The sequence below is a fragment of the Lactonifactor longoviformis genome, from assembly GCF_042848515.1.
GTDB classification, from domain to species: Bacteria; Bacillota; Clostridia; order Lachnospirales; family Lachnospiraceae; genus Lactonifactor; species Lactonifactor longoviformis.
In genome coordinates, this window is the sequence record NZ_AP031453.1 from 2,605,623 (window position 1) to 2,631,146 (window position 25,524).

At 47.0% G+C, this 25,524-nt stretch carries 22 protein-coding genes and 2 other annotated features; of the genes, 20 read left to right on the forward strand and 2 right to left on the reverse strand.

Annotated features, from left to right (window positions below):
• Positions 1-7: 7 nt before the first annotated feature.
• The 20 genes from ACGHCT_RS12000 to ACGHCT_RS12095 all read left to right on the forward strand — a co-directional run bounded on the left by ACGHCT_RS12000 (position 8) and on the right by ACGHCT_RS12095 (position 21,514).
• Positions 8-1,306 carry a VWA-like domain-containing protein gene (locus tag ACGHCT_RS12000; RefSeq protein WP_390436067.1) on the forward strand — a complete coding sequence of 433 codons (1,299 nt, stop codon included), beginning with the start codon at positions 8-10 and terminating at the stop codon, positions 1,304-1,306.
• On the forward strand, positions 1,296-2,825 hold the full coding sequence (locus ACGHCT_RS12005) for an ATP-binding protein (protein ID WP_390436068.1): 1,530 nt from the start codon (positions 1,296-1,298) through the stop codon (positions 2,823-2,825). Before ACGHCT_RS12000 ends, ACGHCT_RS12005 begins: the two co-directional genes overlap by 11 nt.
• A 118-nt stretch (positions 2,826-2,943) precedes the next feature.
• Positions 2,944-3,621: a response regulator transcription factor gene (locus ACGHCT_RS12010; RefSeq protein ID WP_072850808.1), complete on the forward strand. Its 678-nt coding sequence runs from the start codon at positions 2,944-2,946 to the stop codon at positions 3,619-3,621.
• Positions 3,618-4,847, forward strand: coding sequence for a cell wall metabolism sensor histidine kinase WalK (locus tag ACGHCT_RS12015; protein ID WP_072850810.1), 1,230 nt, complete (start codon positions 3,618-3,620; stop codon positions 4,845-4,847). The genes ACGHCT_RS12010 and ACGHCT_RS12015 overlap by 4 nt, the downstream gene beginning before the upstream one ends.
• Before the next feature lie 93 nt (positions 4,848-4,940).
• Positions 4,941-5,199, forward strand: a binding site (T-box leader).
• Between the two features lie 91 nt (positions 5,200-5,290).
• On the forward strand, positions 5,291-6,511 hold the full coding sequence (gene tyrS / locus ACGHCT_RS12020) for a tyrosine--tRNA ligase (RefSeq protein ID WP_072850812.1): 1,221 nt from the start codon (positions 5,291-5,293) through the stop codon (positions 6,509-6,511).
• Positions 6,512-6,621: 110 nt separating this feature from the next.
• Complete coding sequence (locus ACGHCT_RS12025) at positions 6,622-7,239, forward strand: RNA polymerase sigma factor (protein WP_072850814.1); 618 nt, start codon at positions 6,622-6,624, stop codon at positions 7,237-7,239.
• Positions 7,151-8,506: a DUF4367 domain-containing protein gene (locus ACGHCT_RS12030; RefSeq protein WP_390436071.1), complete on the forward strand. Its 1,356-nt coding sequence runs from the start codon at positions 7,151-7,153 to the stop codon at positions 8,504-8,506. Before ACGHCT_RS12025 ends, ACGHCT_RS12030 begins: the two co-directional genes overlap by 89 nt.
• Before the next feature lie 115 nt (positions 8,507-8,621).
• Positions 8,622-8,871, forward strand: a binding site (T-box leader).
• Between the two features lie 62 nt (positions 8,872-8,933).
• Positions 8,934-10,394 carry an anthranilate synthase component I gene (trpE, locus tag ACGHCT_RS12035; protein WP_390436073.1) on the forward strand — a complete coding sequence of 487 codons (1,461 nt, stop codon included), beginning with the start codon at positions 8,934-8,936 and terminating at the stop codon, positions 10,392-10,394.
• Positions 10,394-10,963: an aminodeoxychorismate/anthranilate synthase component II gene (locus ACGHCT_RS12040; protein WP_072850820.1), complete on the forward strand. Its 570-nt coding sequence runs from the start codon at positions 10,394-10,396 to the stop codon at positions 10,961-10,963. The genes trpE and ACGHCT_RS12040 overlap by 1 nt, the downstream gene beginning before the upstream one ends.
• Positions 10,964-10,990: 27 nt before the next feature.
• On the forward strand, positions 10,991-12,010 hold the full coding sequence (gene trpD, locus ACGHCT_RS12045) for an anthranilate phosphoribosyltransferase (RefSeq protein WP_072850822.1): 1,020 nt from the start codon (positions 10,991-10,993) through the stop codon (positions 12,008-12,010).
• Complete coding sequence (gene trpC / locus ACGHCT_RS12050) at positions 12,007-12,786, forward strand: indole-3-glycerol phosphate synthase TrpC (protein WP_390436075.1); 780 nt, start codon at positions 12,007-12,009, stop codon at positions 12,784-12,786. Before trpD ends, trpC begins: the two co-directional genes overlap by 4 nt.
• 4 nt (positions 12,787-12,790) lie before the next feature.
• The gene (locus ACGHCT_RS12055) at positions 12,791-13,405 is read left to right on the forward strand and encodes a phosphoribosylanthranilate isomerase (RefSeq protein ID WP_390436077.1); all 615 of its coding nucleotides are present in this window, start codon (positions 12,791-12,793) and stop codon (positions 13,403-13,405) included.
• On the forward strand, positions 13,398-14,582 hold the full coding sequence (gene trpB / locus ACGHCT_RS12060) for a tryptophan synthase subunit beta (RefSeq protein ID WP_072850828.1): 1,185 nt from the start codon (positions 13,398-13,400) through the stop codon (positions 14,580-14,582). Before ACGHCT_RS12055 ends, trpB begins: the two co-directional genes overlap by 8 nt.
• A complete protein-coding gene (gene trpA, locus ACGHCT_RS12065) occupies positions 14,575-15,360 on the forward strand; it encodes a tryptophan synthase subunit alpha (protein ID WP_390436079.1) in 786 nt (261 codons plus the stop codon). Before trpB ends, trpA begins: the two co-directional genes overlap by 8 nt.
• A gap of 62 nt (positions 15,361-15,422) precedes the next feature.
• A complete protein-coding gene (locus ACGHCT_RS12070) occupies positions 15,423-16,067 on the forward strand; it encodes a TetR/AcrR family transcriptional regulator (protein WP_390436081.1) in 645 nt (214 codons plus the stop codon).
• Positions 16,068-16,243: 176 nt separating this feature from the next.
• On the forward strand, positions 16,244-17,680 hold the full coding sequence (locus ACGHCT_RS12075; RefSeq protein WP_072850834.1) for an acyl-CoA carboxylase subunit beta: 1,437 nt from the start codon (positions 16,244-16,246) through the stop codon (positions 17,678-17,680).
• Between the two features lie 14 nt (positions 17,681-17,694).
• A complete protein-coding gene (locus ACGHCT_RS12080; protein ID WP_390436083.1) occupies positions 17,695-18,462 on the forward strand; it encodes an OadG family transporter subunit in 768 nt (255 codons plus the stop codon).
• A gap of 18 nt (positions 18,463-18,480) precedes the next feature.
• Positions 18,481-18,852 (forward strand): biotin/lipoyl-binding carrier protein, encoded by a 372-nt coding sequence (locus ACGHCT_RS12085; RefSeq protein WP_390436085.1) that lies wholly within the window; start codon positions 18,481-18,483, stop codon positions 18,850-18,852.
• A 72-nt stretch (positions 18,853-18,924) separates the two neighbouring features.
• Positions 18,925-20,073 (forward strand): sodium ion-translocating decarboxylase subunit beta, encoded by a 1,149-nt coding sequence (locus ACGHCT_RS12090; RefSeq protein WP_390436087.1) that lies wholly within the window; start codon positions 18,925-18,927, stop codon positions 20,071-20,073.
• A gap of 28 nt (positions 20,074-20,101) precedes the next feature.
• The gene (locus ACGHCT_RS12095) at positions 20,102-21,514 is read left to right on the forward strand and encodes an oxaloacetate decarboxylase subunit alpha (protein ID WP_072850842.1); all 1,413 of its coding nucleotides are present in this window, start codon (positions 20,102-20,104) and stop codon (positions 21,512-21,514) included.
• A 954-nt stretch (positions 21,515-22,468) separates the two neighbouring features.
• Here ACGHCT_RS12095 and ACGHCT_RS12100 read toward each other — a convergent pair.
• The gene (locus ACGHCT_RS12100) at positions 22,469-23,974 is read right to left on the reverse strand and encodes a UxaA family hydrolase (RefSeq protein ID WP_390436089.1); all 1,506 of its coding nucleotides are present in this window, start codon (positions 23,972-23,974) and stop codon (positions 22,469-22,471) included.
• Between the two features lie 23 nt (positions 23,975-23,997).
• Entirely contained in the window at positions 23,998-25,470 is a 1,473-nt protein-coding gene (locus tag ACGHCT_RS12105) for a tagaturonate reductase (RefSeq protein WP_390436090.1), read from the reverse strand.
• Positions 25,471-25,524: the final 54 nt, after the last annotated feature.

Sequence of the window (25,524 nt, forward strand, 5' to 3'; positions counted from 1 at the left end):
AGGACAAATGGAGACAGACAGGAAGCGGGCGCTTAGACAGGCAAAAGAGTTGCTGTGCCTGAAAATATGGGAAAACTGCAGAAATGAGCTTTTTACCAGGTTTCCTCTGTATCCCGCAGCATTGGGAGGACTGAGGTTTCAGGCAGGAAAGGATACGGGAAGCTGGGGTACGGATGGGGATTCGGTCTACTATTCCCCGGAATATGTAATGGATTGCTACAGGGAGTCCCCTGTACGGGTGAAGGCAGCATATCTTCATATGGTACTTCACTGCCTCTTTCTGCATATAACAGAGGAGCCGGACAAGGATATCCCGCTGTGGAACCTGGCCTGTGATATGGCGGTCGAGATGGCGGCAGCAAGGATGGCGGGAGCTGTGTATCCGCTGGCACCGGAAGCCCGGGACTGTATGGCCTGTCTTCAGGGCACCCCGGCTTCCGCTGAGAACCTCTACCATATGCTTCGGAAAGAGGTATTCCCCTGGCCGGCGGAAGCATTGAGAACAGCGTTTATGAGAGATGACCATCACTTCTGGATACAAAAGGCAGATCCCAGCAGACTGGAAGCAGTCAAACATAAATGGGAGAAAATTACAGCCTATACCAGCCAGAATGTGCGGGGGATGAGCAAAAGAGCGGGAAGCCGGAAAGGGGACCGGTCTGACTGCGTGGAGCGGCTGCACAAGGGAAAATATGACTACCGTAGTTTTCTAAAGCGGTTTGCAGTACCCAGAGAAGAAGTGGAGCTGGATACCGAGAGCTTTGACTATATATTTTATCATTACGGGATGGAGCATTATGGGAATATGCCCCTGATCGAGCCTTTGGAATACAAAGAGGGACATAAGCTGGAGGAGCTTGTCATAGCCATTGACACCTCTGGCTCCTGCTCCAGGGAAATGGTACAGAGATTTCTGGAAGAAACGTATACAATCTTAAGCGAAAAAGAGAACTTTTTTCAAAAAATGAAAGTATTTATCATACAGTGTGACTGCTATATTCAGGATGTGGCCGTTGTTACCAGCCGGGAGACCTGGAAAAACTATAGGGATCATATTCGGATCCAGGGCCGGGGAGGCACTGATTTCCGCCCTGTTTTTAACTATGTGGAGCAGCTGAAAAAGCAAAAAGAGATCAGAAATCTAAAAGCCCTGATATATTTTACAGACGGCGACGGCATCTACCCCAGGGTGAAACCGGACTATGAGGCCGCATTTGTATTTTTGCGGGAGGAAAGCCTGAAGCAGCAGATGCTTCCCGCCTGGGCTGCAAAGTTGATTTTAGAGGGAGGATCCCATGAACATTAAAGAGGCAAAGACGGAGATAAAAAATACCATACGGGCATATACCCGAAAAAACGAGAGGGGAGAGTATCTGTTTCCCCGCAGCCGGCAGAGGCCGGTACTTTTAATAGGACCTCCGGGAATCGGAAAGACGGCTATTATGGAGCAGATTGCAGAGGAATGCAACGTGGGACTGGTGGCATACACTATTACCCACCACACCCGCCAGAGTGCCATAGGACTTCCGAGGATTGAGGAGAGGATTTATCAGGGCACGTCTTTTCAGGTCACCGAATATACCATGAGTGAGATTATTGCCTCTGTATACGAGTGCATAGAACGCACCGGGCATCAGGAGGGAATCCTGTTTATTGATGAGATTAACTGCGTCTCAGAGACACTGGCTCCGACGATGCTTCAGTTTCTGCAGAATAAGACCTTTGGAAGTCATAAGGTTCCCCAAGGCTGGGTGATTGTGGCGGCAGGGAACCCCCCTGCGTACAATAAGTCCGTCCGGGAATTTGACGTAGTCACTCTGGACCGTGTAAAAAAGATTCTTGTAGAGGCAGATTGCAGTGTCTGGATGGAGTATGCCAGCGGAAATCGTATACACGGGGGCATTCTGTCGTATCTGAATATCAGGAAAGACAACTTTTATCTCGTAGAGAATACCCCAGAGGGCAAATTCTTCGTCACAGCAAGAGGCTGGGAGGATCTTTCGGAAATGATAAAGAGCTACGAAGAACTGCATATACCTGTAACAGAAGATTTAATGGTACAGTATCTGCAGAAAGAGGACATTGCCAGAGATTTTGCCTCCTATTATCATTTGTATGAGAAATATCAGGGAGACTATCAGATTACAGAGATGCTGGAAGGAACACTGGGGGCAGAGGCATACTCCCGGAAAGTAGATATGGGACAGGCGGCTGCCTTTGATGAAAGGCTGACAATTGCCGGCCTCCTCCTGGATCAGCTGAGTGAGTACTTTGGCAGATATACAGAAGCAGAAGCTTTGGTAAAGCGTCTGCATCAGCGGTTGTTATCCGCCAGGGACTGGCTTTCGGACAACAGCAGCTCAGCAGCTCTGGAAGACTTTCTGGAACAGCAGAGACATAGTCTGGAGGTAAAGGTACAGGCGGAACTGATATCTGTGAAAGAAGAGGAACTGGAAGAAAAGGTGCTGCGTATCATGGAAGGATATCTGCTAATCTTAAAAGAGGAGAGACTAACCCGGGCAGACCTGGCAGTGGAAAAACTGCGTGCATTGTTTGCTCTTGAGACTGAACGCAGAAAGCAGGTAATACTCCGGACCCAAAAGGCTCTGAAAAAAGCCTTTGATTTTATGCAGGATACCTTCGGGGATGACCAGGAGATGATATTGTTTGTCACCGGGCTGTCAAAAAACCGTGAGGGGATGGACTTCATACGCCGGCACGGCTGTCCGGAATACTTCGCCTGCAGCAAAAAGCTTTTATTCCGGGAGAGGGAAGAGGAACTGAAACAAGAGATAGAAAGTCTTCAGCGTCAGTGGCAGGTATAGAATAAACTGAACAGACTGCAGGGCAGATGAAAGGCTTTCAGACTATTTTCAGCCTGATACTATATTCTTGTAATATAGTGATAGGACGTGGAATAACCTGGAAAGCGGGGAACAAAAATTGCATGTATTAATTGTAGAAGATGAGATCAGACTGGCAGATGCCCTGGGCGAGATAATGCGGGAAGAAAAATATATGGCGGATGTGGTATATGACGGGAGGGACGGGCTGAGCTATGCTCTGAGCGGTCAGTATGACGTGGTGGTTCTGGATGTGATGCTTCCCGGTTTGGATGGATTCCAGATTGTAAAGGAGCTTCGGGCAGAAAAAATAGAAGTTCCCGTCCTGATGCTTACCGCAAGGGATGAGGTGCGGGATAAAGTGGTGGGCCTTGATAAAGGGGCTGACGATTATATGACCAAACCCTTTGTAAAAGAAGAACTATTGGCCAGAATACGGGCACTGACCAGGCGCATGGGAGAGGTAATTATGGAAGAACTCAAGTTTCAGGACCTTACGCTGGTGCTGTCTACCAATGACCTCTGGTGCGGAGGAAAAAATATACATTTAGGGTATAAAGAATTTGAAATTCTGAAGATACTAATGTCCAATCCCAGAATTATTGTATCGAAGGATACTTTGATCACAAAGGTATGGGGCGTGGAGGCGGATGTGGAGGATAATAATGTGGAAGCCTATATATCGTTTCTGAGAAAGAAGCTGAACTTTTTAGGATCCCGCACAGCCATAGGCACAATCCGCAAGGCGGGATACAGGCTGGAGGCCGCGGAAGCATGATCAAGAAGCTTCGGAAAAAATTTATTCTTATAAATATGTCACTGGTTACTCTGGTCCTGTTGATTGTATTCGGTGTACTGTGCTTCACCAATTACAAAAGATACCAGATGGACAGTGATATTGCGCTGAATCATGCCCTGAGCGAAGGCAGGGGAAGCCTGCTTCCAAGGATGGAGATGAGGCCCAGACAGGAAAAGCTCCCCATAAATATGGGTGCTCTGTTTGTGATAGCCCTGGATGGGGAAGGAAATATCCTGAATATTGATGACAGCGGAGTGGACATTGACCAGGAGGATGCCATAGAGATTGCAGAAACTGTGCGCAGCCAGGGGGAAGAAAAAGGACTGCTCCGCAGCTACCAGCTGAGATATCAGATAAAAAAGACGGAACAGGGGAATATCATCGCTTTTGTGGATGCCAGCAGAGAAATCAATGGAATGAAAAATCTGTTCACAGCCAGCGCACTGGTATTTGCCGGAGGCTTCCTTGCTTTTTTTGTGGTCAGCCTTTTTCTGTCCCGCTGGGCGCTGAATCCGGTGGAGAAAGCCTGGGAGCAGCAGCGGCAGTTTATCGCAGATGCTTCCCATGAGCTTAAAACGCCTCTAACCGTGATTCTGGCCAACCTCAGCATTCTCTCCAACCATCAGGACAGAACAATCCGGGAAGAAAAAAGATGGCTGGAAAATACACAGACAGAGGCCGGGCGCATGAAGGAGCTCCTGGACAATCTGCTTTTCCTTGCAAGATCCGATGCCATGCAGACACCTGTGGTATACGCTGCCTTTGATCTGAGCAATGTATTGTGGAGCTGTATCCTGCCCTTTGAACCTCTGGCATTTGAGCGGGATGTACTTCTGGAGGAAAATATTTCTCCGGAGATATCCTTCCTTGGAGATGAGGGGCAGATTAAGCAGCTGATTGCCATCCTTTTGGACAATGCCTGCAAGTACGTAAAGCCCAAAGGAAAGATAACCGTAAATCTGGAAAAAAAACAGGAAAAGATTCACCTGGAGGTAAAAAATACCGGGGACGTGATCCCGAAAGAAGAGCTGGAACATTTATTTGAACGGTTTTACCGCTCCGACAAGTCCAGATCCAGAAAAGCAGGAGGTTACGGACTGGGACTGGCCATTGCCAGGACAATCACAGAAAATCACAGGGGAAAAATTAGGGTAAAGAGCAGTTTGGAGGAAGGAACCACAGTTACTGTTGTATTTGATACTTGACAAACGGGAATGCTGTTTGTATACTGAATTTAATTTCATATGTCGCATAACGAAGAGGACTCGTGAAAAAGCGGTCCCCGGAGTATAAGATAAAGAAAAGCAGAGAAAAGAACAAGTAGGAATCAGGGGAACTTACAGAAAGCAACCGGCGGATGAGAGGTGCAGGCAGAAACTGATTCTGAATACATCTTGGAGCTTCGCACTGAAGGCACACACTGTGTTGGTAGGCTGCGACGGAATTGCACACGTTACCGTGCAGAAGTATCGCAACGAATGCTGTACTTGATAAGGCAGTCAGTGTGAACTGGCTGTGAAGTAAGGTGGTAACACGGGAATCTCTCCCGTCCTTTCGCAACGGGAAGGACGGGAGTTTTTTTGCTTTCTTATCCTTATAGAACTTGCAAGATGGAATAATAAGTTTAAAAGAGAAAGGGAGAACAGAAATGACAGTTTATGAAGAACTGCAGGCAAGAGGCCTCATTGCACAGGTAACAGATGAAGAGGAGATTAAGGAATTAGTCAATAACGGAAAGGCAACCTTTTATATTGGGTTTGACCCAACGGCAGACAGCCTTCATGTAGGGCATTTTATGGCATTATGTCTGATGAAGCGCCTGCAGATGGCCGGAAATAAACCCATTGCCCTGCTCGGAGGAGGAACGGGCATGATTGGTGATCCTTCCGGACGGTCGGATATGCGCCAGATGATGACGGTGGAGACGATCCAGCACAACTGTGACTGTTTTAAAGAGCAGATGAGCCGTTTTATTGATTTTTCTGAGGGCAAGGCACTCATGGTCAATAATGCGGACTGGCTGATGGATCTAAATTATATAGAACTTCTCAGAGAGGTAGGTCCTCATTTTAGTGTGAACCGGATGCTGACAGCTGAGTGCTACAAGCAGCGTATGGAAAAGGGACTGAGCTTCCTGGAGTTTAATTACATGATCATGCAGAGCTATGATTTTTATGCACTGTTCCAGAAATACGGCTGTAACATGCAGTTCGGCGGGGACGATCAGTGGAGCAATATGCTGGGGGGTACAGAGCTTATCAGAAGAAAGCTGGGAAAAGATGCGTATGCCATGACCATAACGCTGCTTTTGAACTCAGAGGGCAAAAAAATGGGTAAAACCCAGTCTGGGGCTGTTTGGCTGGATCCGAAGAAAACATCACCCTTTGACTTTTACCAGTACTGGAGAAATGTGGGGGACGCAGATGTGCTGAAATGCCTGCGTATGCTGACCTTCCTTCCGATAGAACAGATTGACGAGATGGACAAGTGGGAAGGCAGCCAGCTGAACAAGGCAAAAGAGATTCTGGCATATGAACTGACGAATCTTGTGCACGGCGAAGAGGAAGCCCTTAAGGCGCAGGAGGGTGCAAGAGCGTTGTTTTCAAAGGGAAATGCGGTGAATATGCCTGCCTCACAGCTGGAGGAGTCGGATCTTACGGACGGCAGCATTGACATTATCTCACTCCTCCAGAAATCCGGATTAGTACCCTCCCGTTCCGAAGGAAGACGTGCAGTGGAACAGGGCGGCGTCTCTGTGGACGGAGAGAAGATAACGGACATCAAGCATCTGGTTCCCGGGGAATCCCTGAAAGGGGATGGCATTGTTGTAAAAAGAGGCAAAAAGAACTTCAGAAAAGTAACCTTGTAGGAAATGGAGCAGAGAAAGTAATTTTCTCTGCTCTTTTGTCAGTAATCAGAAGCCCCATTCGTTATATTAGATAAGAGCGCTCGAAAAAAGAAAAAGGGGAGGTGGAATCGATGAGTCTGCGTCTTAAAAATAAGGCAGACCAGAGAGAGATCCTGGAAGACATATACCGGCTTTATGAGCAGGATATGTATAAGACAGCGTATTGTGTTCTGCACCAGGTGCAGCAGGCAGAGGACGCCGTACAGGATGCATTTGTAAAACTGATGAAATATCTGCCCAGGATCACAGAAGCTGACAGCGGAAAAACCAAAAGGCTGGTTATGCGGATACTGAAAACAACGGCCATTGATCAATACAGGAAAAATTACAGAGACAGCGAGATGTGTACCGTGGAGGATGCGCTGTCCCAGGAGAAGGTAATATCTATAGATATCGGGCAGCAGGCTGTGGACAGAGATTTCTTAAGCAGGGTTCTCTATGAACTGCAGCCAATCTATCTGGAAGTGATTAAACTTCGCTGCTACTTTGGATTCAGCAACCGGGAAACGGCACGAATCCTCAATGTATCAGAGGATGTAGTATCCAAAAGAATGGAGCGTGCCAGAAAATTAATAGAAAAACGGATGGGAGATGAAATAAATGAGTCAGAAACCCAATATGGAGCAATTATTGAAGAATCTGGGGGAAGAGTACCTGAGAGAACAGCTTCAGCAGGAAGAAGATCATGAATTCTCACAGGAATATCAGAAAAAGAAAGAGAGCCTTCTGGCAGCAGCCGGGGGAAAAACCAGGAGAAGATGGAGCAGAACAGCTGCGGCCTGCGCCTGTGCCGTGCTGGTACTGAGTGTATCGCTGAGCGTATATGCGGCCATTTCTATCTATCAAGCCAGTGTAGACGTGGATAAAGATAAGGGAGAGGCGAATATTCATCTGGAACGGACAGACGATACATACGTTCCCCCCATTAAAATTTATGCAGATTACCTGCCTCAGGGATATCAGGAGTGGGATGATAACAAATATTCTCTGAATGGGGAGTACGGAGGAACCGGAATTTCGATTGTGTCGGCAAACTGGCAGAGTGATTTGACCGTGCCGGGGGCAAGCGAGGCAGAGGATACTACGATTAACGGAGTCAAAGCAACGGTAATAACAAGAAAGGGATCCGAATACAGTCATATAATCTATCTTTTCTATGAAGAGACGGGAAATGTCATCGAGATTATGGCTTCCGATGAAATCCCTCTGGACGAGGTGATCAAGGTGGCGGAGAATATCCGATATGAGGTTGTCCAGGAGGATGACAAAACATATCAGGCTTTTCAGAAACCTGTAAAGGACGATCCGGAGGTGATCGAGGAACAGATGAAATTCGGACAGGATGACATCATCCGTGTAGGAGACACCCTGCCGTACGCAAACTTCCAGGATATAGGGGAGAGTGCAGGAGCCGGGCAAGAGAGTCTGACCTATACGGTAAAAGATGTGGATATTCTTGATAAAGTGCCCACAGACTCACTGGATTCCCAATACTTCAGTGATCCGGAGGCAGTTGGAGAGTATATCAGCGAAGACGGAACCCTTCTTCCCTATCAGAGGACAGAGGTGGTCTGGGAGGATAATGAGACAAAAACTAAGGATCTGGGCACTGTGAATATGAAATACCTTTGGGTGACCATGGAGATGACAAATACCACAGAGGAAACGATTGAAGATATCGGTCTAACCCCCAGGCTGTATACGTACGGCAGTGAGGACAGCGATACTTATCGGATTTTATCCCAGGATATGTACGGCATACAGCCGGATCAGATGCCTTTCTATTTCGATCAGTCCAGCTATCTGCAGGAGAGAAAACATTTTTATTATATGAATTTTGCGCCTTCAGAGTCAAAAACAATACATCTGGGCTTCGCAATTGCAGAGGACAGACTTCAGGATACCTGCCTGGTTTTCCAGGAGAATTCTGAATTTACCAAATATCTTTTCTGGTAAGCATTAAACGGCATCCCGGTAAGCAGGATGCCGTTTGCAAATCTGAATAAAAAAAACGGTTGACAAACACAGAAAAATTCCATATACTGTATTACATTAAAGAACTAATTCAAAGAACAAACCAATGAGCAAGAGTAGTAGGTAAAAATATTTATTTCCAGAGAGCTGCTGGTGGTGGGATAGCAGCAATAACAGTTTTTATTGAATGGACTTGCGAGGGCGGCTTGAAATCTTCCTGGAAGAGAGTAGACACCGACGGGAGCCTTATCCGTTATCAACAGGGCATGTATGTCAGTGCATGATAGAGTGGCCGATTAGTGATCGGCAATTTGGGTGGTACCGCAGAGTTTGCCTCTGTCCCTTCGTTTCAGAAGGGGCAGAGGTTTTTTTGATCTTTGGATATCTAATCAAAAAGGAGGAACATATTATGATACAGCCAAGCTGTGAAGAAATTTTAGAATTGGCAAAAGACTACCAGGTAATTCCTGTGTGCAGGGAAATCTATGCAGATGTAATTACGCCAATTACACTACTTAGAAAACTGGCAAATATCAGCAACCGCTTTTTTCTGCTGGAGAGCATAGAGGGCGGTGAAAAGTGGGGCAGATACTCCTTTTTGGGATATGATCCTGTGATGCGTGTTTTCTGTAAAAATGATCAGGTGATAAAAGAGCAGGGCCTGGAGAAAGAGGTGATCCCCACAGAACATCCGCTGGAAGTGCTCCGTGAGGTGATGAAATCCCACAGAGCCCCAAGATTGTCCGGGATGCCTCCTTTTGCAGGGGGATTCGTGGGATACTTCGCGTATTCCATGATGGGATATGCAGAGCCGGTCCTGAATATTAAAAAGGGCAATTTTAATGATTACGATATGATGCTTTTTGATAAGGTGATCGCCTACGACCACCTGAAACAGAAAATCTGCATTGTTGTGAATATGAAAACAGACAAGGTGATGGAAAACTATGGGAAGGCAATGGCGGATATAGAGAATATCATTAGCCTGATCCGCAACGCGCCGGTGGGAGAGCAGGAAGCTCCCAAAGAAAAGATAGAGTTCTCCTGCAATGTGAGCAAAGAGGAATACTGCCGGATTGTGGAGAAGACCAAGGAGCATATTGTGGATGGAGATATCTTTCAGGCAGTGATTTCCAGACAGTTCACAAGCCCCTATGAGGGCAGCCTGATACTTCCCTACCGGGTGCTCAGAACCACCAATCCTTCTCCATATATGGTCTATTTTCATATTGACGGGGAAGAGATTATGAGCTCCTCCCCGGAGACTTTGGTCAGGCTGGAAAATGGAAGACTGACGACATTCCCTGTGGCCGGTTCCCGCCCCAGAGGAGAGACCGAAGAAGAGGACAGAAACCTGGAAGAAGAGCTTCTGAAAGATGAAAAGGAGCTGGCAGAGCATAATATGCTGGTGGACCTGGGAAGAAATGACTTAGGCAGAATCTCTAAGTTTGATACAGTTGAGGTGACCCAGTATAAAATGATTCACAAGTATTCAAAAATCATGCATATATGTTCTCAGGTAGAAGGAGAGATACGCAGGGAATGCGACGGATTAAGCGCCATAGAAGCAGTGCTGCCCGCAGGAACACTTTCCGGAGCCCCTAAGATCAGGGCCTGCCAAATCATCGAGGAGCTGGAGAGCGAACCGAGAGGAATTTACGGAGGAGCATTGGGATATCTGGATTTTACAGGCAATCTGGATACCTGCATCGCCATACGTATGGCAGTAAAAAAGGACGGAAAAGTATATGTTCAGGCAGGCGGCGGCATCGTGGCCGACAGTGTTCCGGAAAAAGAATATGAGGAATCTGCCAATAAAGCGGCGGCAGTGATGAACGCAATCATACATGCAGGGGAGGTGCTGGAATAATGGTACTGCTGATCGATAACTATGATAGTTTTTCATATAATCTGGTACAGATGGCAGGTAGTATCTGCCCCCATATTAAGGTCATCCGCAACGATGCTATGACAGTGGAGGAGATCGAAGCGCTGCAGCCATCCCATATTATACTCTCTCCGGGACCAGGATACCCCGGGGATGCGGGGATATGTGAAGAGACAGTAAAAAAGCTTCAGGGAAAGATTCCCATTCTGGGGGTGTGTCTGGGCCATCAGGGAATATGCGAAGCCTATGGCGCGGCTATCGGCCATGCAAAAGAACTGATGCACGGCAAACAGAGCAGAATTACAATAGATACCGAAAGCTATTTGTTCCGGGGACTGGACAGAGAGATAGCGGTAGCCAGATATCACTCCCTGGTGGCGGTCCCGGATACTATGCCGGACTGTTTGAGAGTAATCGGCAGGGCAAAAAATGGTGAGATTATGGCAGTACAGCACCAGAAGTATCTGGTATACGGGGTGCAGTTCCATCCGGAGTCGATACTGACTCCCAACGGTCGGAGAATAATGGAGAATTTTTTAAATTTAGAATAAAACGATGACAAACAGGAGGACGATAACATGATTAAAGAGGCAATTCATAAAGTATTAAACGGTTCAGACTTAACATATGAAGAGGCAAAAGGCGTTATGGAAGAGATGATGGATGGTACAGCCACCCAGGCCCAGATGGGGGGATTTTTAACCGCGCTCCGCATGCAGGGGGAGACCATAGACGAGATTACAGCATTTGCAACTGTGATGCGTGAAAAGGGAATTAAACTAAAGCCAGAGAGAGAGGTCATAGATATTGTGGGGACGGGAGGCGATGAGGCCGGAACCTTTAATATATCAACAACTTCTGCTTTTGTTGTCGCCGCCGGAGGCGTTCCTGTGGCCAAACACGGCAACCGCAGCGTATCCAGCAAAAGCGGAGCAGCTGACGTTCTGGAGCATCTCGGCGCTGAGGTGGCATTGTCCCCGGAGCAAAATGAAAAGGTTCTCAAACAGACGAATATGTGCTTTATGTTCGCCCAGACCTATCACTCTTCCATGAAATACGCAGCGCCTGTGCGGAAGGAGCTGGGGGCCCGGACAGTATTCAATATTCTTGGACCTTTATCAAACCCGGCGGCGGCAACTATGCAGCTTCTGGGGGTGTATGACAGAAAACTGGCAGAACCCCTGGCACAGGTGCTGTCGAATCTGGGAGTGACCAGAGGCGTGGTGGTATGCGGAGATGACGGCCTGGATGAGATTACCCTGACCGGTGAGACTACAGTATATGAAATTCGGTTCGGGGAAATATCCTCCTACAATATCTCACCGGAACAATTTGGTCTGAAACGGTGTGAGCTTTCTCAGCTGGTAGGCGGCAGCCCAAAAGAGAATGCGCGGATTACCAGGGATATCCTGGAGGGAACCGAACGGGGGCCAAAAAGAGATGTAATCCTTATGAATGCCGGCATGAGCTTGTATCTGGGAATTGATGACATTAGCCTTAAGGAGGGAATTGCCATGGCCGCAGACCTGATAGATGAAAAGAAAGCTCTGGCAAAATTAGACGAGTTTGTTGCCGCAACGAAAGAGGTGAAAGGATGATACTGGAAGAAATTGCAGCCCATGCCGTCCGGAGGGTACAGAAAGCAAAGGAAAGAATCCCGTACCATACCATCCGGGAGGAGGCTCTGAAAAAAGGGAGAGATGCGGGGTTCCCGGCAGAGCAGATATTGGGGGAAGAGGGGATACACTTTATCTGCGAGGTGAAAAAGGCATCACCCTCCAAAGGAATCATTGCAGAAGAATTTCCTTATCTCGAGATCGCTGGTGAATACGAGCGGGCAGGCGCAGCTGTGATCTCCTGCCTCACAGAACCGAAATATTTTATGGGGAGTGACAAGTATCTGAAGGAGATCGCAGAGAACGTAAACATTCCTGTGCTTAGAAAAGATTTCACAGTGGACCCTTATCAGATTTATGAGGCAAAAGTCCTGGGCGCTTCCATGGTGCTTCTCATCTGTGCCCTTCTGGATACAGAGACGATTGCGGAGTATATATCCTTGTGCGATACTCTTGGACTTTCCGCGCTGGTGGAGGTCCACGACGAGAAGGAGATGGAATCCGCACTAAAGGCCAACGCCAGAATTATCGGTGTAAATAACAGAAACTTAAAGGATTTTACCGTGGATATTAACAATAGTATACGGCTGCGTTCCATGGCGCCTGCCGACAAAATTTTTGTGGCTGAGAGCGGCATAAAAACCCCTGAGGATATACAGGCACTTCGCAGCGCAAAGGTGAACGGTGTACTAATTGGAGAAACTTTAATGAGAAGCAGAGATAAGAAGCAGATGCTCAGAATGCTTCAGGGGATGTGAGTGAATGACAAAAATTAAGATATGCGGAATGCGCAGAAAAGAAGATATTCTAATGGCAAATACATGCAGGCCTGACTATGTGGGGTTCGTGTTTGCCAAAAGTCCCAGGCAGCTGGGGATTGACAGCGCTCTGGAGCTGAAAAAGGCGTTGGATCCTGAGATTCAGGCAGTGGGGGTGTTTGTAAATGAATATCCTGAAGTGATAGAGACTCTCTGTGAGAGCCAAATCATAGATATGGTGCAGCTTCACGGAGATGAGAGTGCAGAATATATACAGAGGCTGAAAGAGAAGGTTGAGGTTCCGGTAATCAAAGCATTGAGAGTCAGAGACAGACAGCAGATTCGAGAGGGGGCTGAGCTTCCCTGTGACTATCTCCTTTTGGACACCTATACGAAAGGAATGTATGGGGGAAGCGGAAAAACATTTGACTGGCATCTGATCCCGCCTATAGACAAACCGTTTTTTCTGGCCGGGGGATTAAAGGAGAGCAACGCAGGAGAGGCCATAGCGGCGGCTTCCCCCTATGCCGTAGATGTAAGCAGTGCAGTGGAAACCGACGGATATAAAGATTTTGAAAAAGTAAAGAAATTTATAGAAAGGGTAAGGGCATATGAGTGAAGGAAGATACGGGGAATACGGAGGACAGTATATCCCTGAGACATTAATGAATGCAGTCCATGAGCTGGAGGAGGCTTATAATACTTACAAAGAGGATCCGGACTTTGTGGCAGAGCTGGATGATTTATACAGAAATTATGCGGGGAGACCTTCCCGTCTGTACTATGCAGAGAAAATGACAAAGGATCTGGGGGGAGCCAAGATTTATCTGAAAAGAGAGGACCTGAATCATACTGGATCCCATAAAATCAATAATGTCTTAGGGCAGGTGCTGCTGGCTAAAAAAATGGGAAAGACAAGAGTGATAGCAGAGACAGGTGCCGGACAGCACGGTGTGGCCACAGCAACGGCAGCTGCCCTTATGGGTATGGAATGTGAAGTGTTTATGGGAAAGGAGGATACGGACCGCCAGGCGCTGAATGTGTACCGGATGGAGCTTTTGGGGGCTAAGGTGCATGCTGTAACCAGCGGCACCATGACCCTGAAGGATGCCGTGAATGAAACCATGAGAGAGTGGACCCGGCGGATGGACGATACCCTCTACGTTCTCGGCTCTGTGATGGGCCCCCATCCATTTCCCATGATTGTAAGGGATTTTCAGAAAATCATTGGGAAAGAAATCAAAGAGCAGATTGCAGAGCGGGAAGGAAGGCTGCCGGATGCAGTCATTGCCTGTGTGGGCGGAGGAAGCAACGCTATGGGTGCGTTTTATGAATTTATTCCTCACAAAGAGGTGCAGCTGATTGGGTGCGAGGCTGCCGGGCTGGGGGTGGATACTTCAAAACACGCGGCTACGATTGCTAAGGGCAGCGAAGGCATCTTCCATGGGATGAAATCCTTGTTCTGTCAGGATGAATACGGTCAGATTGCTCCGGTTTATTCCATTTCCGCAGGCCTGGATTACCCCGGCATCGGACCGGAACACGCCCATCTGGCCGGCACCGGAAGGGCCCGGTATGTGCCCATAACCGACGAAGAGGCTGTGGCCGCCTTTGAATACTTATCAAGAACAGAAGGAATTATTCCGGCGGTAGAAAGCGCACACGCTGTAGCCTATGCCAGAAAACTGGCGCCAACCATGGAGAAAGATAAAATCATCGTAATCAATATATCCGGACGGGGAGACAAGGATGTGGCGGCGATAGCAAGATACAGAGGAGTGGAAATCTATGAGTAATATATATAAAGCATTTGAAAATAAAAAAGCATTTATTCCTTTTGTGACAGGAGGAGATCCCAATCTGGACGTGACAGAAAAGCTTTTGGCTGCCATGGAGGAAGCCGGGGCGGATTTGATTGAGATCGGTGTTCCCTTTTCCGATCCCATCGCAGAAGGGATTGTGATCCAGGAGGCTAATGAGAGAGCTCTGGCAGCGGGATGTACCACAGACAGGCTCTTTGATATGGTGAAAAGAGCCAGGGAAAAGGTTACGGTTCCTATAGTGTTTTTAACCTATATCAATCCTATCTATACGTATGGAAAGGAACACTTTTTAAAACGGTGCGTGGAATGCGGGATCGACGGACTGATTGTACCGGACCTTCCCTTTGAGGAAAAGAAAGAGATTGCTGGGGAATGCGAAGCCTTTGGAGTGGATCTGATCTCTCTTGTGGCCCCCACGTCTAATGAGAGAATCCGGATGATTGCAAAGGAAGCGAAAGGCTTTATTTACTGTGTTTCCTCCCTGGGGGTGACCGGCGTCAGAAGTGAGATTAAGACAGATGTGGGGGAGATGACTGCTATGATCCGGGAGGAAACCCAGGTTCCCTGTGCCGTAGGATTCGGCATCTCCACGCCGGAACAGGCGGCCAAAATGGCCCGGATTTCAGACGGGGCTATTGTGGGGTCAGCTATTGTTAAAATCGTCGCCAGCTATGGGGAAAATGCTGTGGTACCGGTGGCAGAGTATGTGAAAAAGATGAAAGCGGCAGTATCCGGGGAATCCCTGCGGTAACTGAGATTCTTCTAAAAAAGATACGGGATTTGCAGCTGTAAAGGACAGATATGGGTGAAAAAATGGGAGAAAAAAATACGAAAAAAGAGCTGATTCAAAGGACCTATGAGATTATGCAGCGGGAAGGCCTGCAGGGCCTGAGCATCCGGAAAATAACAAGCGGACTGGGTCTGAGCAGTACTGCATTGTATAAACATTTTGCAGATATGGATCAGTTGATTATGTATGCTTCCGTGCGTTTTCTTCAGGATTATATCCGCTGTTTTAAAAACACATTGAACGAAAATATGAATCCTCTGGAGCAGTATCTGACGCTGTGGAACTGTTTTGCAGGGTATGCCTTTGCGTCGATCCCCATCTATGAAATGCTATTTTTCGGCAAGTATAAAGAGAATCTGGGAGACACTATTTTTGAATATTACCGGATGTTTCCGGAAGATGTGACAGAATTTGACGGTCTTTCAGACAGTGTGTTTTTCAGCAATGACCTGAAACAGAGGGATTATATGATGCTTCAAAGGGCAGCCCGGGCAGGGGAGATTACGCCGGAAGCGGCCAGGATATTGAGTGAGATGAATTGTTATCTTTTTCACGGAATGCTTATGGAACACAGGATGGATTACCGGAATCCGGGAGTAGCAAAAGAGGCTGCAGTGAAGTTTTTTTATATGATTCAGGAAATAACTAATAAATATCGTTTAAAATAGCCGGGGTTCTTTAGAAAAAAAGCCAGAAACCCCGGCTTTTTTTGCCCTTTTTTCATTAAAATTTTCACAAAATACATGTTGAAAAAAGTCGTGAAACAAGGTACAATTATACTCGGCAGAAATTGGTTTTACATTGGTAAAATTTTGGTCAATAATAAAAAATGGAGGGCTGAAGAATGAGTAGTACAGCACAAAGCTTAGCAAGTCAAAGAATCAATTCTTTACTTGACGAGAACAGTTTTGTTGAAATCGGCGGGCAGATTACAGCTAGAAATACGGATTTCAACTTATCTGAAAAGGAAACACCGTCTGATGGTGTCATTACAGGTTATGGTGTGATCGACGGCAATTTAGTCTATGTTTACAGCCAGGATGCTTCTGTATTAAACGGAACCATCGGCGAAATGCATGCTAAAAAAATCACAAACCTCTATAATCTGGCAATGAAGACAGGAGCACCTGTAATCGGACTGGTAGATTGCGCAGGTTTTCGTCTGGAAGAGGCTACAGACGCATTAAACGGATTCGGCGAAATCTACACCAAGCAGGCTCTGGCATCAGGTGTGATACCTCAGGTTACAGGTATCTTCGGAACGTGCGGAGGCGGTCTTGCCATTGCATCTGCGATGACAGATTTTACATTTATGGAAGAGAAAAAAGGCAAATTATTTGTAAACTCTCCCAACGCAATTGACGGGAATGAAATCTCCAAATGCGATACATCCAGCGCAAAGTTCCAGAGCGAAGAGACCGGACTGGTAGACGGTGTGGGAAGTGAAGAAGAAATCATAGCACAGATGAGAGCTTTGGTAAGTATGCTTCCGGCCAACAACGAAGATGATATGTCTTACACAGAATGTACAGATGATTTAAATCGGGTTTGTACAGAACTTGCTAACTGTGTCGGCGATACTTCTATTGCTCTTTCTCAGATTGCAGATAATAATGTATTTTTTGAAGTGAAATCCAGCTATGCGCAAGACATGGTAACTGGTTTTATCCGTCTGAACGGCGCAACCGTTGGATGTGTTGCCAATAGAACCGAAGTATATGATGCAGAAGGCAATAAGACAGAAGAATTCGACAATGTCCTCTCTGCAAGAGGATGTAAAAAGGCGGCAGAATTTGTAGATTTCTGTGATGCTTTTGATATTCCAGTGCTGACACTTACCAACGCAAAAGGATATAAAGCAACAAAATGTGCCGAAGCGAATATGGCAAAAGCAGCTGCGGCATTAACATATGCATATACAAATGCAACTGTGCCGAAGGTGAACGTTGTGATTGGCACAGCCTACGGAAGTGCATACCTGACTATGAACAGCAAATCTACCGGAGCAGATATGGTATTTGCATGGCCTACAGCAGAGATCGGTATGATGGATGCAAAGCTGGCGGCAAAGATTATGTATGCAGGCGCAGACGCAGCGACAATCAATGAAAAAGCAGCAGAATATGCAACTCTTCAGTCAAGCGCTCAGGCAGCTGCGAAGAGAGGATATGTGGACACAATTATTGAAGCAGAAGACACAAGAAAATATGTGATTGGAGCTTTTGAAATGTTATTCACAAAGAGAGAAGACCGACCAAGTAAGAAACATGGCACGGTTTAGGCGAGGTGAATCATATGAAGCAGACATGGAAAAAAATATTTAGCATTGTTTTGATGGGCGTTCTCTTCGCTGCCCTTACCGCCTGCGGTGGGAAGAAGGATGAGAGCACTGGGCTTGAGGTGAGCGAAGACATTCAAAGTCAGCTGATTCAGTCTGCCCAGTCCGCCGTTGAAGCAATTGTGGTCATGGATGATGAGACCATACAGTCTTATCTGGAATCCGAAGATGCGTTCTCTGTATCTGCTATGGAAGCATGGCAGGGGAGCAGAGATGAACTGGGTGCCTATGTGAGTATGGGAGATGCCGCTCTGGAGACAGATAAAGATATGATTACGGTTACCATACCAACTAAATTTGAAAAGGAAGAAGCAGTTTTTACTATTACATTTGATAAAAAGTACGCTGCTACCTCTATGGGTATTGATGTACAGTACTCCATGGGAACCAAATTACAGAGAGCCGGTATGAATACACTGATGGGAGTCGGCATTGTATTCCTGATGCTGATATTCCTGAGTTTTCTGATTTATCTTTTTAAATTCATACCAGCCATTGCAGATAAGTTTAAAAAGAGCGAGGCTGCTCCCCAGAAAACAGCACCTGCAGCAGAAACAGCAACCGCTGCAGCTCCTGCCCTGGTGCAGGAAGAAGAGCTTGTGGATGACGGAGAGCTGGTAGCAGTAATTGCAGCGGCGATTGCAGCATCTGAGAATACTTCCACTGACAGTTTTGTAGTAAGATCTATCAGAAAATCAAATAAAAGAAATTGGCAGAGAGCTTAATCAATAGGAGGAAAAATCATGAAAAACTATACAATTACAGTGAATGGAACTGCATATGATGTAACCGTAGAAGAAGGTACCGGCAGCGCTCCTGCAGCACCGGCGGCAGCGCCAAAAGCTGCACCTAAGGCAGCACCTGCAGCAGCACCTAAAAAGGCAGCAGCAGGGGCAGCAGGGGCTGTTGAAGTAAAAGCTTCCGTACCAGGTAAGGTATTTAAAGTAGAAGCTTCTGCAGGACAGGCTGTGAAGGCCGGTGACGCGATTATTATTCTGGAAGCCATGAAAATGGAGATTCCGGTTGTAGCACCTCAGGACGGAACCATTGCAAGTATTGATGTATCTGTAGGCGACGCCATTGAGTCTGGTGACATCTTAGCATCAATGAACTAGAATTTGCATTCTGTGTAAATTCCCTGCGGCAGGTATCTGCCTGCCTGAAAACTTACAATGGGAGGTAAAAAAATGTCTTATGTAACAGAAACACTGTCTAACCTGCTTCATCAGACTGCTTTCTTTAATTTAACATGGGGAAACTATCTGATGATCGCAGTTGCCTGTGTATTCTTATTTCTGGCAATAAGAAAAGGTTTTGAACCTTTGCTGCTGGTTCCGATTGCATTTGGTATGCTGCTGGTTAACATTTATCCGGATATTATGCTGAGAGCCGAAGATGCATCAAACGGCGTGGGCGGACTTCTCCACTATTTCTATCTGCTTGACGAGTGGAGTATACTGCCGTCTCTGATTTTTATGGGTGTTGGCGCCATGACCGATTTTGGTCCCCTGATTGCCAACCCTAAAAGCTTCCTTCTGGGTGCCGCAGCGCAGCTGGGTATCTACGGGGCATATTTCTTAGCAATTTTCTTGGGATTCAATGGAAAAGCTGCGGCGGCTATTTCCATTATCGGAGGGGCGGATGGTCCGACCTCTATCTTCCTGGCTGGTAAACTGGGACAGACCACTTTGATGGGCCCCATTGCCGTGGCAGCTTATTCCTATATGTCACTGGTGCCAATTATTCAGCCGCCGATTATGAAGCTTCTCACTACTGAGAAGGAAAGAAAAATTAAGATGGAACAGCTTCGCCCGGTAACAAAACTGGAAAAAATTCTGTTCCCTATTATTATCACAATCGTTGTTTGTCTGATTCTCCCCACTACGGCTCCTCTGGTAGGTATGCTTATGCTGGGTAACCTGTTCAGAGAATCAGGTGTTGTAAAGCAGTTAACAGAGACAGCATCCAATGCTCTTATGTACATCGTAGTTATCTTACTTGGTACTTCCGTAGGTGCATCTACAAGCGCTGAGGCATTCCTGAACCTGGATACACTCAAAATCGTAGTCCTGGGTCTGGTTGCATTCGCTGTGGGTACCGCAGGCGGTGTGCTCCTCGGCAAACTGATGTGCAAATTGTCCGGCGGAAAGATTAATCCGTTGATTGGTTCTGCTGGTGTATCTGCCGTTCCTATGGCAGCCCGTGTGTCTCAGAAGGTAGGAGCTGAGGCAGATCCTACAAACTTCCTGCTGATGCATGCCATGGGACCAAATGTTGCCGGTGTTATCGGTACTGCAGTAGCAGCCGGTACATTCATGGCAATCTTTGGAGTTTAATAGTTAAAATAAGAATGGAGGTAAGAATATGTCAGAAATCGCAAAGAAACCAATCAAAATTACTGAGACTATTCTGCGTGATGCCCATCAGTCTCTGATTGCCACAAGAATGACAACAGAGCAGATGCTTCCAATCGTAGATAAAATGGACCAGGTAGGTTACCATTCCGTAGAGTGCTGGGGAGGTGCAACCTTTGACGCATCCCTGCGTTTCTTAAAAGAAGATCCATGGGACAGACTTCGTAAGTTCCGGGATGGATTTAAAAATACAAAATTACAGATGTTATTCCGCGGACAGAATATTCTGGGATACCGTCCCTACGCAGACGATGTAGTGGAATATTTCGTTCAGAAATCAGTTTCTAATGGAATTGATATCATCCGTATCTTTGACTGCTTAAATGATCTGCGCAACCTTCAGACAGCTGTCAAAGCTGCAGTGAAAGAAAAAGCAGATGCTCAGGTGGCTCTCTCCTATACATTGGGAGATGCCTATACCCTGGAGTATTGGATTGACATTGCCAAGAAAATTGAAGAAATGGGTGCAACCTCTATCTGTATCAAGGATATGGCAGGCCTGCTTCTTCCTTATAAGGCAACGGAGTTAATCACTGCCTTAAAGGAAAATGTAAGTCTTCCGATCCAGCTTCACACCCATTACACATCCGGTGTGGCATCTATGACCTACTTAAAGGCAGTAGAGGCCGGTGTCGATGTAATTGACACAGCCATGTCCCCGTTCGCACTGGGAACTTCCCAGCCTGCCACAGAGGTAATGGTTGAGACATTTAAAGGAACTCCATATGACACAGGATTTGATCAGAATCTGCTGGCAGAGATTGCGGACTATTTCCGTCCGATCCGTGACGAGGCTCTGGACAGCGGCCTTCTGAATCCTAAGAACATGGGTGTGAATATTAAAACCTTGTTATACCAGGTACCTGGCGGTATGCTCTCCAACCTGACGTCACAGTTAAAAGAGCAGCATGCGGAAGACAAATATTATGATGTTCTGGAAGAAGTACCAAGGGTAAGAAAAGATTTAGGTGAGCCTCCTCTGGTAACTCCATCTTCTCAGATTGTAGGTACACAGGCAGTGTTCAATGTACTTATGGGAGAGCGCTACAAGATGGTTACCAAGGAAACAAAGGCTGTACTTTCCGGAGAATACGGCGCAACCGTAAAACCCTTTAATCCTGAGGTTCAGAAGAAATGTATCGGAGATAAAGAGCCGATTACCTGCCGTCCTGCAGATCTGATTCCTGATGAGTTAGATACCTTAAGAGGAGAGATGGCACAGTGGTCAGAGCAGGATGAGGACGTTTTAACTTACGCACTGTTCCCGCAGGTTGCTGTTGACTTCTTTAAATACAGAGAAGCGCAGAAGACAAAAGTAGATCCTACAGTGGCAGATACAGAGAATAAGGCTTATCCGGTTTAGGATAGGGAGAGAAGAGAGGACCAGGTGATGGTCCTCTTTTTTTGGTTAAATTGGAATTTAATGCAATTACTTGGACTACGGCTCAAGGTGATCTAAGTCGGTAAGTATGAGGCGGCAGGGGGACGGTGAGAGAAATCCCGCGGCAGCGGGCTGACCGGGTTCGTACGGGAGGAAGGCTTAAGTTCCGGGGACACCTCCGTCGCGAAGAGAGTCTAAGACAAAACCGGAATCCCCGCCGGAGCACCGTTCGTATGTGCAAAGAATGCTTGATGTGCATTCTCTGCACATGCTCACTTTTTTTCGGCCTGGACTGCCGAAAAAATCTCCTGCGGGAATCCCGGTTTTGCCTAAGACTCTCTAATCACTCCTGCGGAATCGTCCGCGGCCCTTAAGCCTCCCTCCCGCCCGAACCCGGTCAGCCCGCTGCCGCAAGATTCCTCTCACCTGGGTATGGGGAGTTCTAAGGGGGAGATTTATCAGAAGGGGAATGAATATTTCATGTAGAATATTGATGTAGAATTGTCAGATATAATATTGCCAGACAAGGTGTAATTAATCATTGAAACGGGTTTAGTTGTTTATCCAAAAAATCGAGCCGACAATAGTGCTAAATAAGATGAAAATGTATAACTCTCGACCTTCCCCGCCTGTTTTTCGTGAATGTGAAGTGAGTCTCTGCCAGGTCAAGGGAGGAGGTCTTGGGTCCAGGGGTACTGGGTGGATCTGCGCAGACTGCGGAGTGCGTCCGAAGATCCACTGCCGGCGGTCACTTAGGAGCGAAGGCTTTCCTGAGCTTCTTAGTGAACGGCCAGGCAGTTAGCTGAGGAGAAACGCAGCAGCAAGCAGATCCACCCAGTACCCCTGGACCCAAGACCTCCTCCCTTGACCGTCCGTCTGCGCCCCTCCGCTTGCCGACTATTTCACCTCGAACTTCACATACACAAAACTATCATTTTATAGAATAACCCCATCCCGGAACACAGAGATCTCCTTATACCCATAGATTTCATTTTGTGTTTTCACTTCCCCGGATGCTACCTTCAGGAGATAGGAGAAGAAATCCTCTGTGACTTCCTCAAAGGTTTTTCCTTCTAAAAGCTGGCCGGCGTTGTAGTCGATCCAGTGTTTTTTTCGTTGACAGAGGGGCGTGTTGGAGGAGATTTTAACTGTGGGCACAGGGGTGCCGAAGGGGTTTCCTCTGCCGGTGGTAAAGAGTACCATTTGGGCGCCGCTGGCAACCAGATTGGTGCAGGACACCTGATCGTTGCCAGGGCCGGTGAGGAGGTTCAGACCGTGTGTTTCTACCGACTGGCCGTAATCCAGCACACCCACTACCGGCGCCTGGCCGCCTTTTTGGGTGCAGCCCAGTGACTTTTCTTCCAGGGAAGAAATACCGCCCTTTTTATTTCCGGGGGAGGGATTTTCGTAGATGGTTTGTTTGTATTTGGTGAAGTATTGTTTGAAATTGTTGATTAGATTTACTTCATCCTGAAAAACTTTTTCCGATGCCGCCCGCTCCATCAGAAGTGTCTCAGCGCCGAACATTTCGGGTACCTCGGTGAGGATTGCGCTTCCCCCGCAGCGGACTAGTTTGTCTGTGATGCGGCCGCAGAGGGCGTTGGCTGTGATGCCCGAAAATGCGTCGGAACCTCCGCACTTGAAACCAATCACTAACTTCTCTGCGGATACTTTTTCTCTCTTTATGGAAGAGGCATAGTCCGTCAGTTCTTTCAGTAGCTTCATTCCCTCCTCGTATTCATTCTCTGTCTCCTGGGTTACCAGGAACTTTACCCTGTTGGGATCCAGATCGCCTAAGACAGGTTTAAATACATCCAGATTATTGTTTTCACACCCCAGGCTCAGGACCAGGACGCCTCCGGCGTTGGGGTGTTGGATCAGGCCCTTGAGAATCTGCTGCGTTCGTTCAAAATCTTCGGTGAGCTGGCTGCAGCCCATGTTATGGGTATAGGCAAAGATTCCATCTGTTTGCTGTCCAAAGGCCTTATTTGCCTCTTTGGCCAGAAGGGATGCAGTGGTATTCACACAGCCGACGGTTGGAATGATCCAGATTTCATTTCGGATGCCTGCCTTTCCATCCGGCCGCAGGTATCCCTGAAAGAAAGCGTTTTCTTTTGGGACAGAAAAGCTGTTCAGGCATGTTTGGTTGGGGGTATAGGTGTAGTCCAGAATTCCGTCCAGGTTCGTTTTTAAGTTCTGAGTATGAATATGCTGACCCTTTCGGATGGTACACAGGGCATGCCCGATGGGATGCCCATATTTAATAATGTTTTCTCCTTTTGGTATGTCTGTGAGAGCTGCCTTGTGTCCGAAAGGGACGGGATCTGCCAGAGTAACAGCAGTATCTCCCGCGCGGCAGACGGTTCCTGCAGGTAAATCTGCAAGGGCAACTGCCACATTATCCTCCCGGGCAATTTGTATCAGATGCTGTGTTTCCTTCATATAATCATGTATCCTTTCCTGTATTATTTTATCAAATTTGCTATAATAGAGCGAATATTTTTGTGTTCCATCTCCGCCAGATACCCGGCAACTTTTTCCTCCAGGCCTTCCACTTTGGTCAAATCTCTGCCGCTCCAGAAAGAGGTGTGAGAGAGGGCTTGGCGGGCAACCAGAGATGTGTCATTGGAGGACCAGATGTTATGGAAGAAATCCAGCACTTCTTTGTCATCCTTGATCTGATATTCAGTGCCGTCCTCGCGGACCCCGAAGCAGCCTTCTTCCCTCATCTGCCCCTGATAAAACTTAAGAAAAGCTGCCAGTGAAAAGCTGAGACAGTCCGGGACCTGTCCTTTGGTTTCCACATATCCAAGGAGTGAGGGCAGACACCTGGCGTTGAATTTAGAGCAGGAATTCAGAGAAATGTCCAGCAGCTTGTGTTTAATATAAGGATTGGAGAAACGGTCTGATACGGCGGCTGCAAAGGTTTCCACCTCTTCCCGGGGCAGATCCAGAGTAGGTATTACTTCTTCATAAATCACTTTCTGAAGGAAGGAGCGGAATACATCATCCTTCATAAAATCCAGGACAATAGTATAGCCTGCCAGGTACGCGGCCAGAACGGTGGAGGTATGACCGCCGTTCAGAATGCGTACTTTTCTTTTCTTATATGGAGTCACATCTCTGGTCCATATGACGTTTGCATCTGTTTTATGGATAGGAAGTTTTTCGGCCCATGCCTCATCACCCTGAATCACCCACAGATGAAAAAGTTCACTGGTAACTATAATATTGTCTTTCCACCCCAGCTTGTCTTCAAAATATTCGATTTGGTCTCTGGGATAACCAGTGACAATGCGGTCTACCAGTGTATTTGTGAATTCATTGGCTGTGCAGACCCAGCTGATGAAATCTTCCTCCAGCTCCCACTCTGCGGCATACTGCAGGACGATGCGCTTTAATTCGTCCCCGTTGTTGTCAATCAACTCCACAGGAAGAAAGAGAAGTCCTCTCTCCTGGTCTCCTCCGAATGCTTTGTATCTTTCATAGAGAAAGGCTGTGATCTTGGCGGGAAAAGAGGAAGGAGGGGTATCTGTGAGCTTATCTCCGGCCTTGTAGGCAATCCCGGCCTCTGTAGTATTTGAAACGATGACTTCCAGGTCAGCACTTCGTGCAAGTGCCATAAGCGCCTCATAGTCTTTATAGGGATTCAGGCAGCGGGAGACAGAAGTGATTTGTTCAATTCTCTCCAAAGGCTTACCATTTTCGATTCCCCGCATGGCCAGAGAGTAAACACCTTCCTGCGCATTAATCATATCCGCCATTCCCCGGTCGATAGGCTGACAGAGAACGATGCTGCCTTCATATATACCGTCACGGTTTGCTTTGTCAATCATCCAGTCCACAAAGGCCCTCAGAAAATTACCTTCCCCGAACTGCAGGATTCTTTCCGGGTAGTTTCCATATACTTTTTTTACTGTTTTGTTAATGAATTCCATTTTTTTATCCTCCGGATTCTATTCTTTATTAATTTTAGCTGTATTATAACAGAT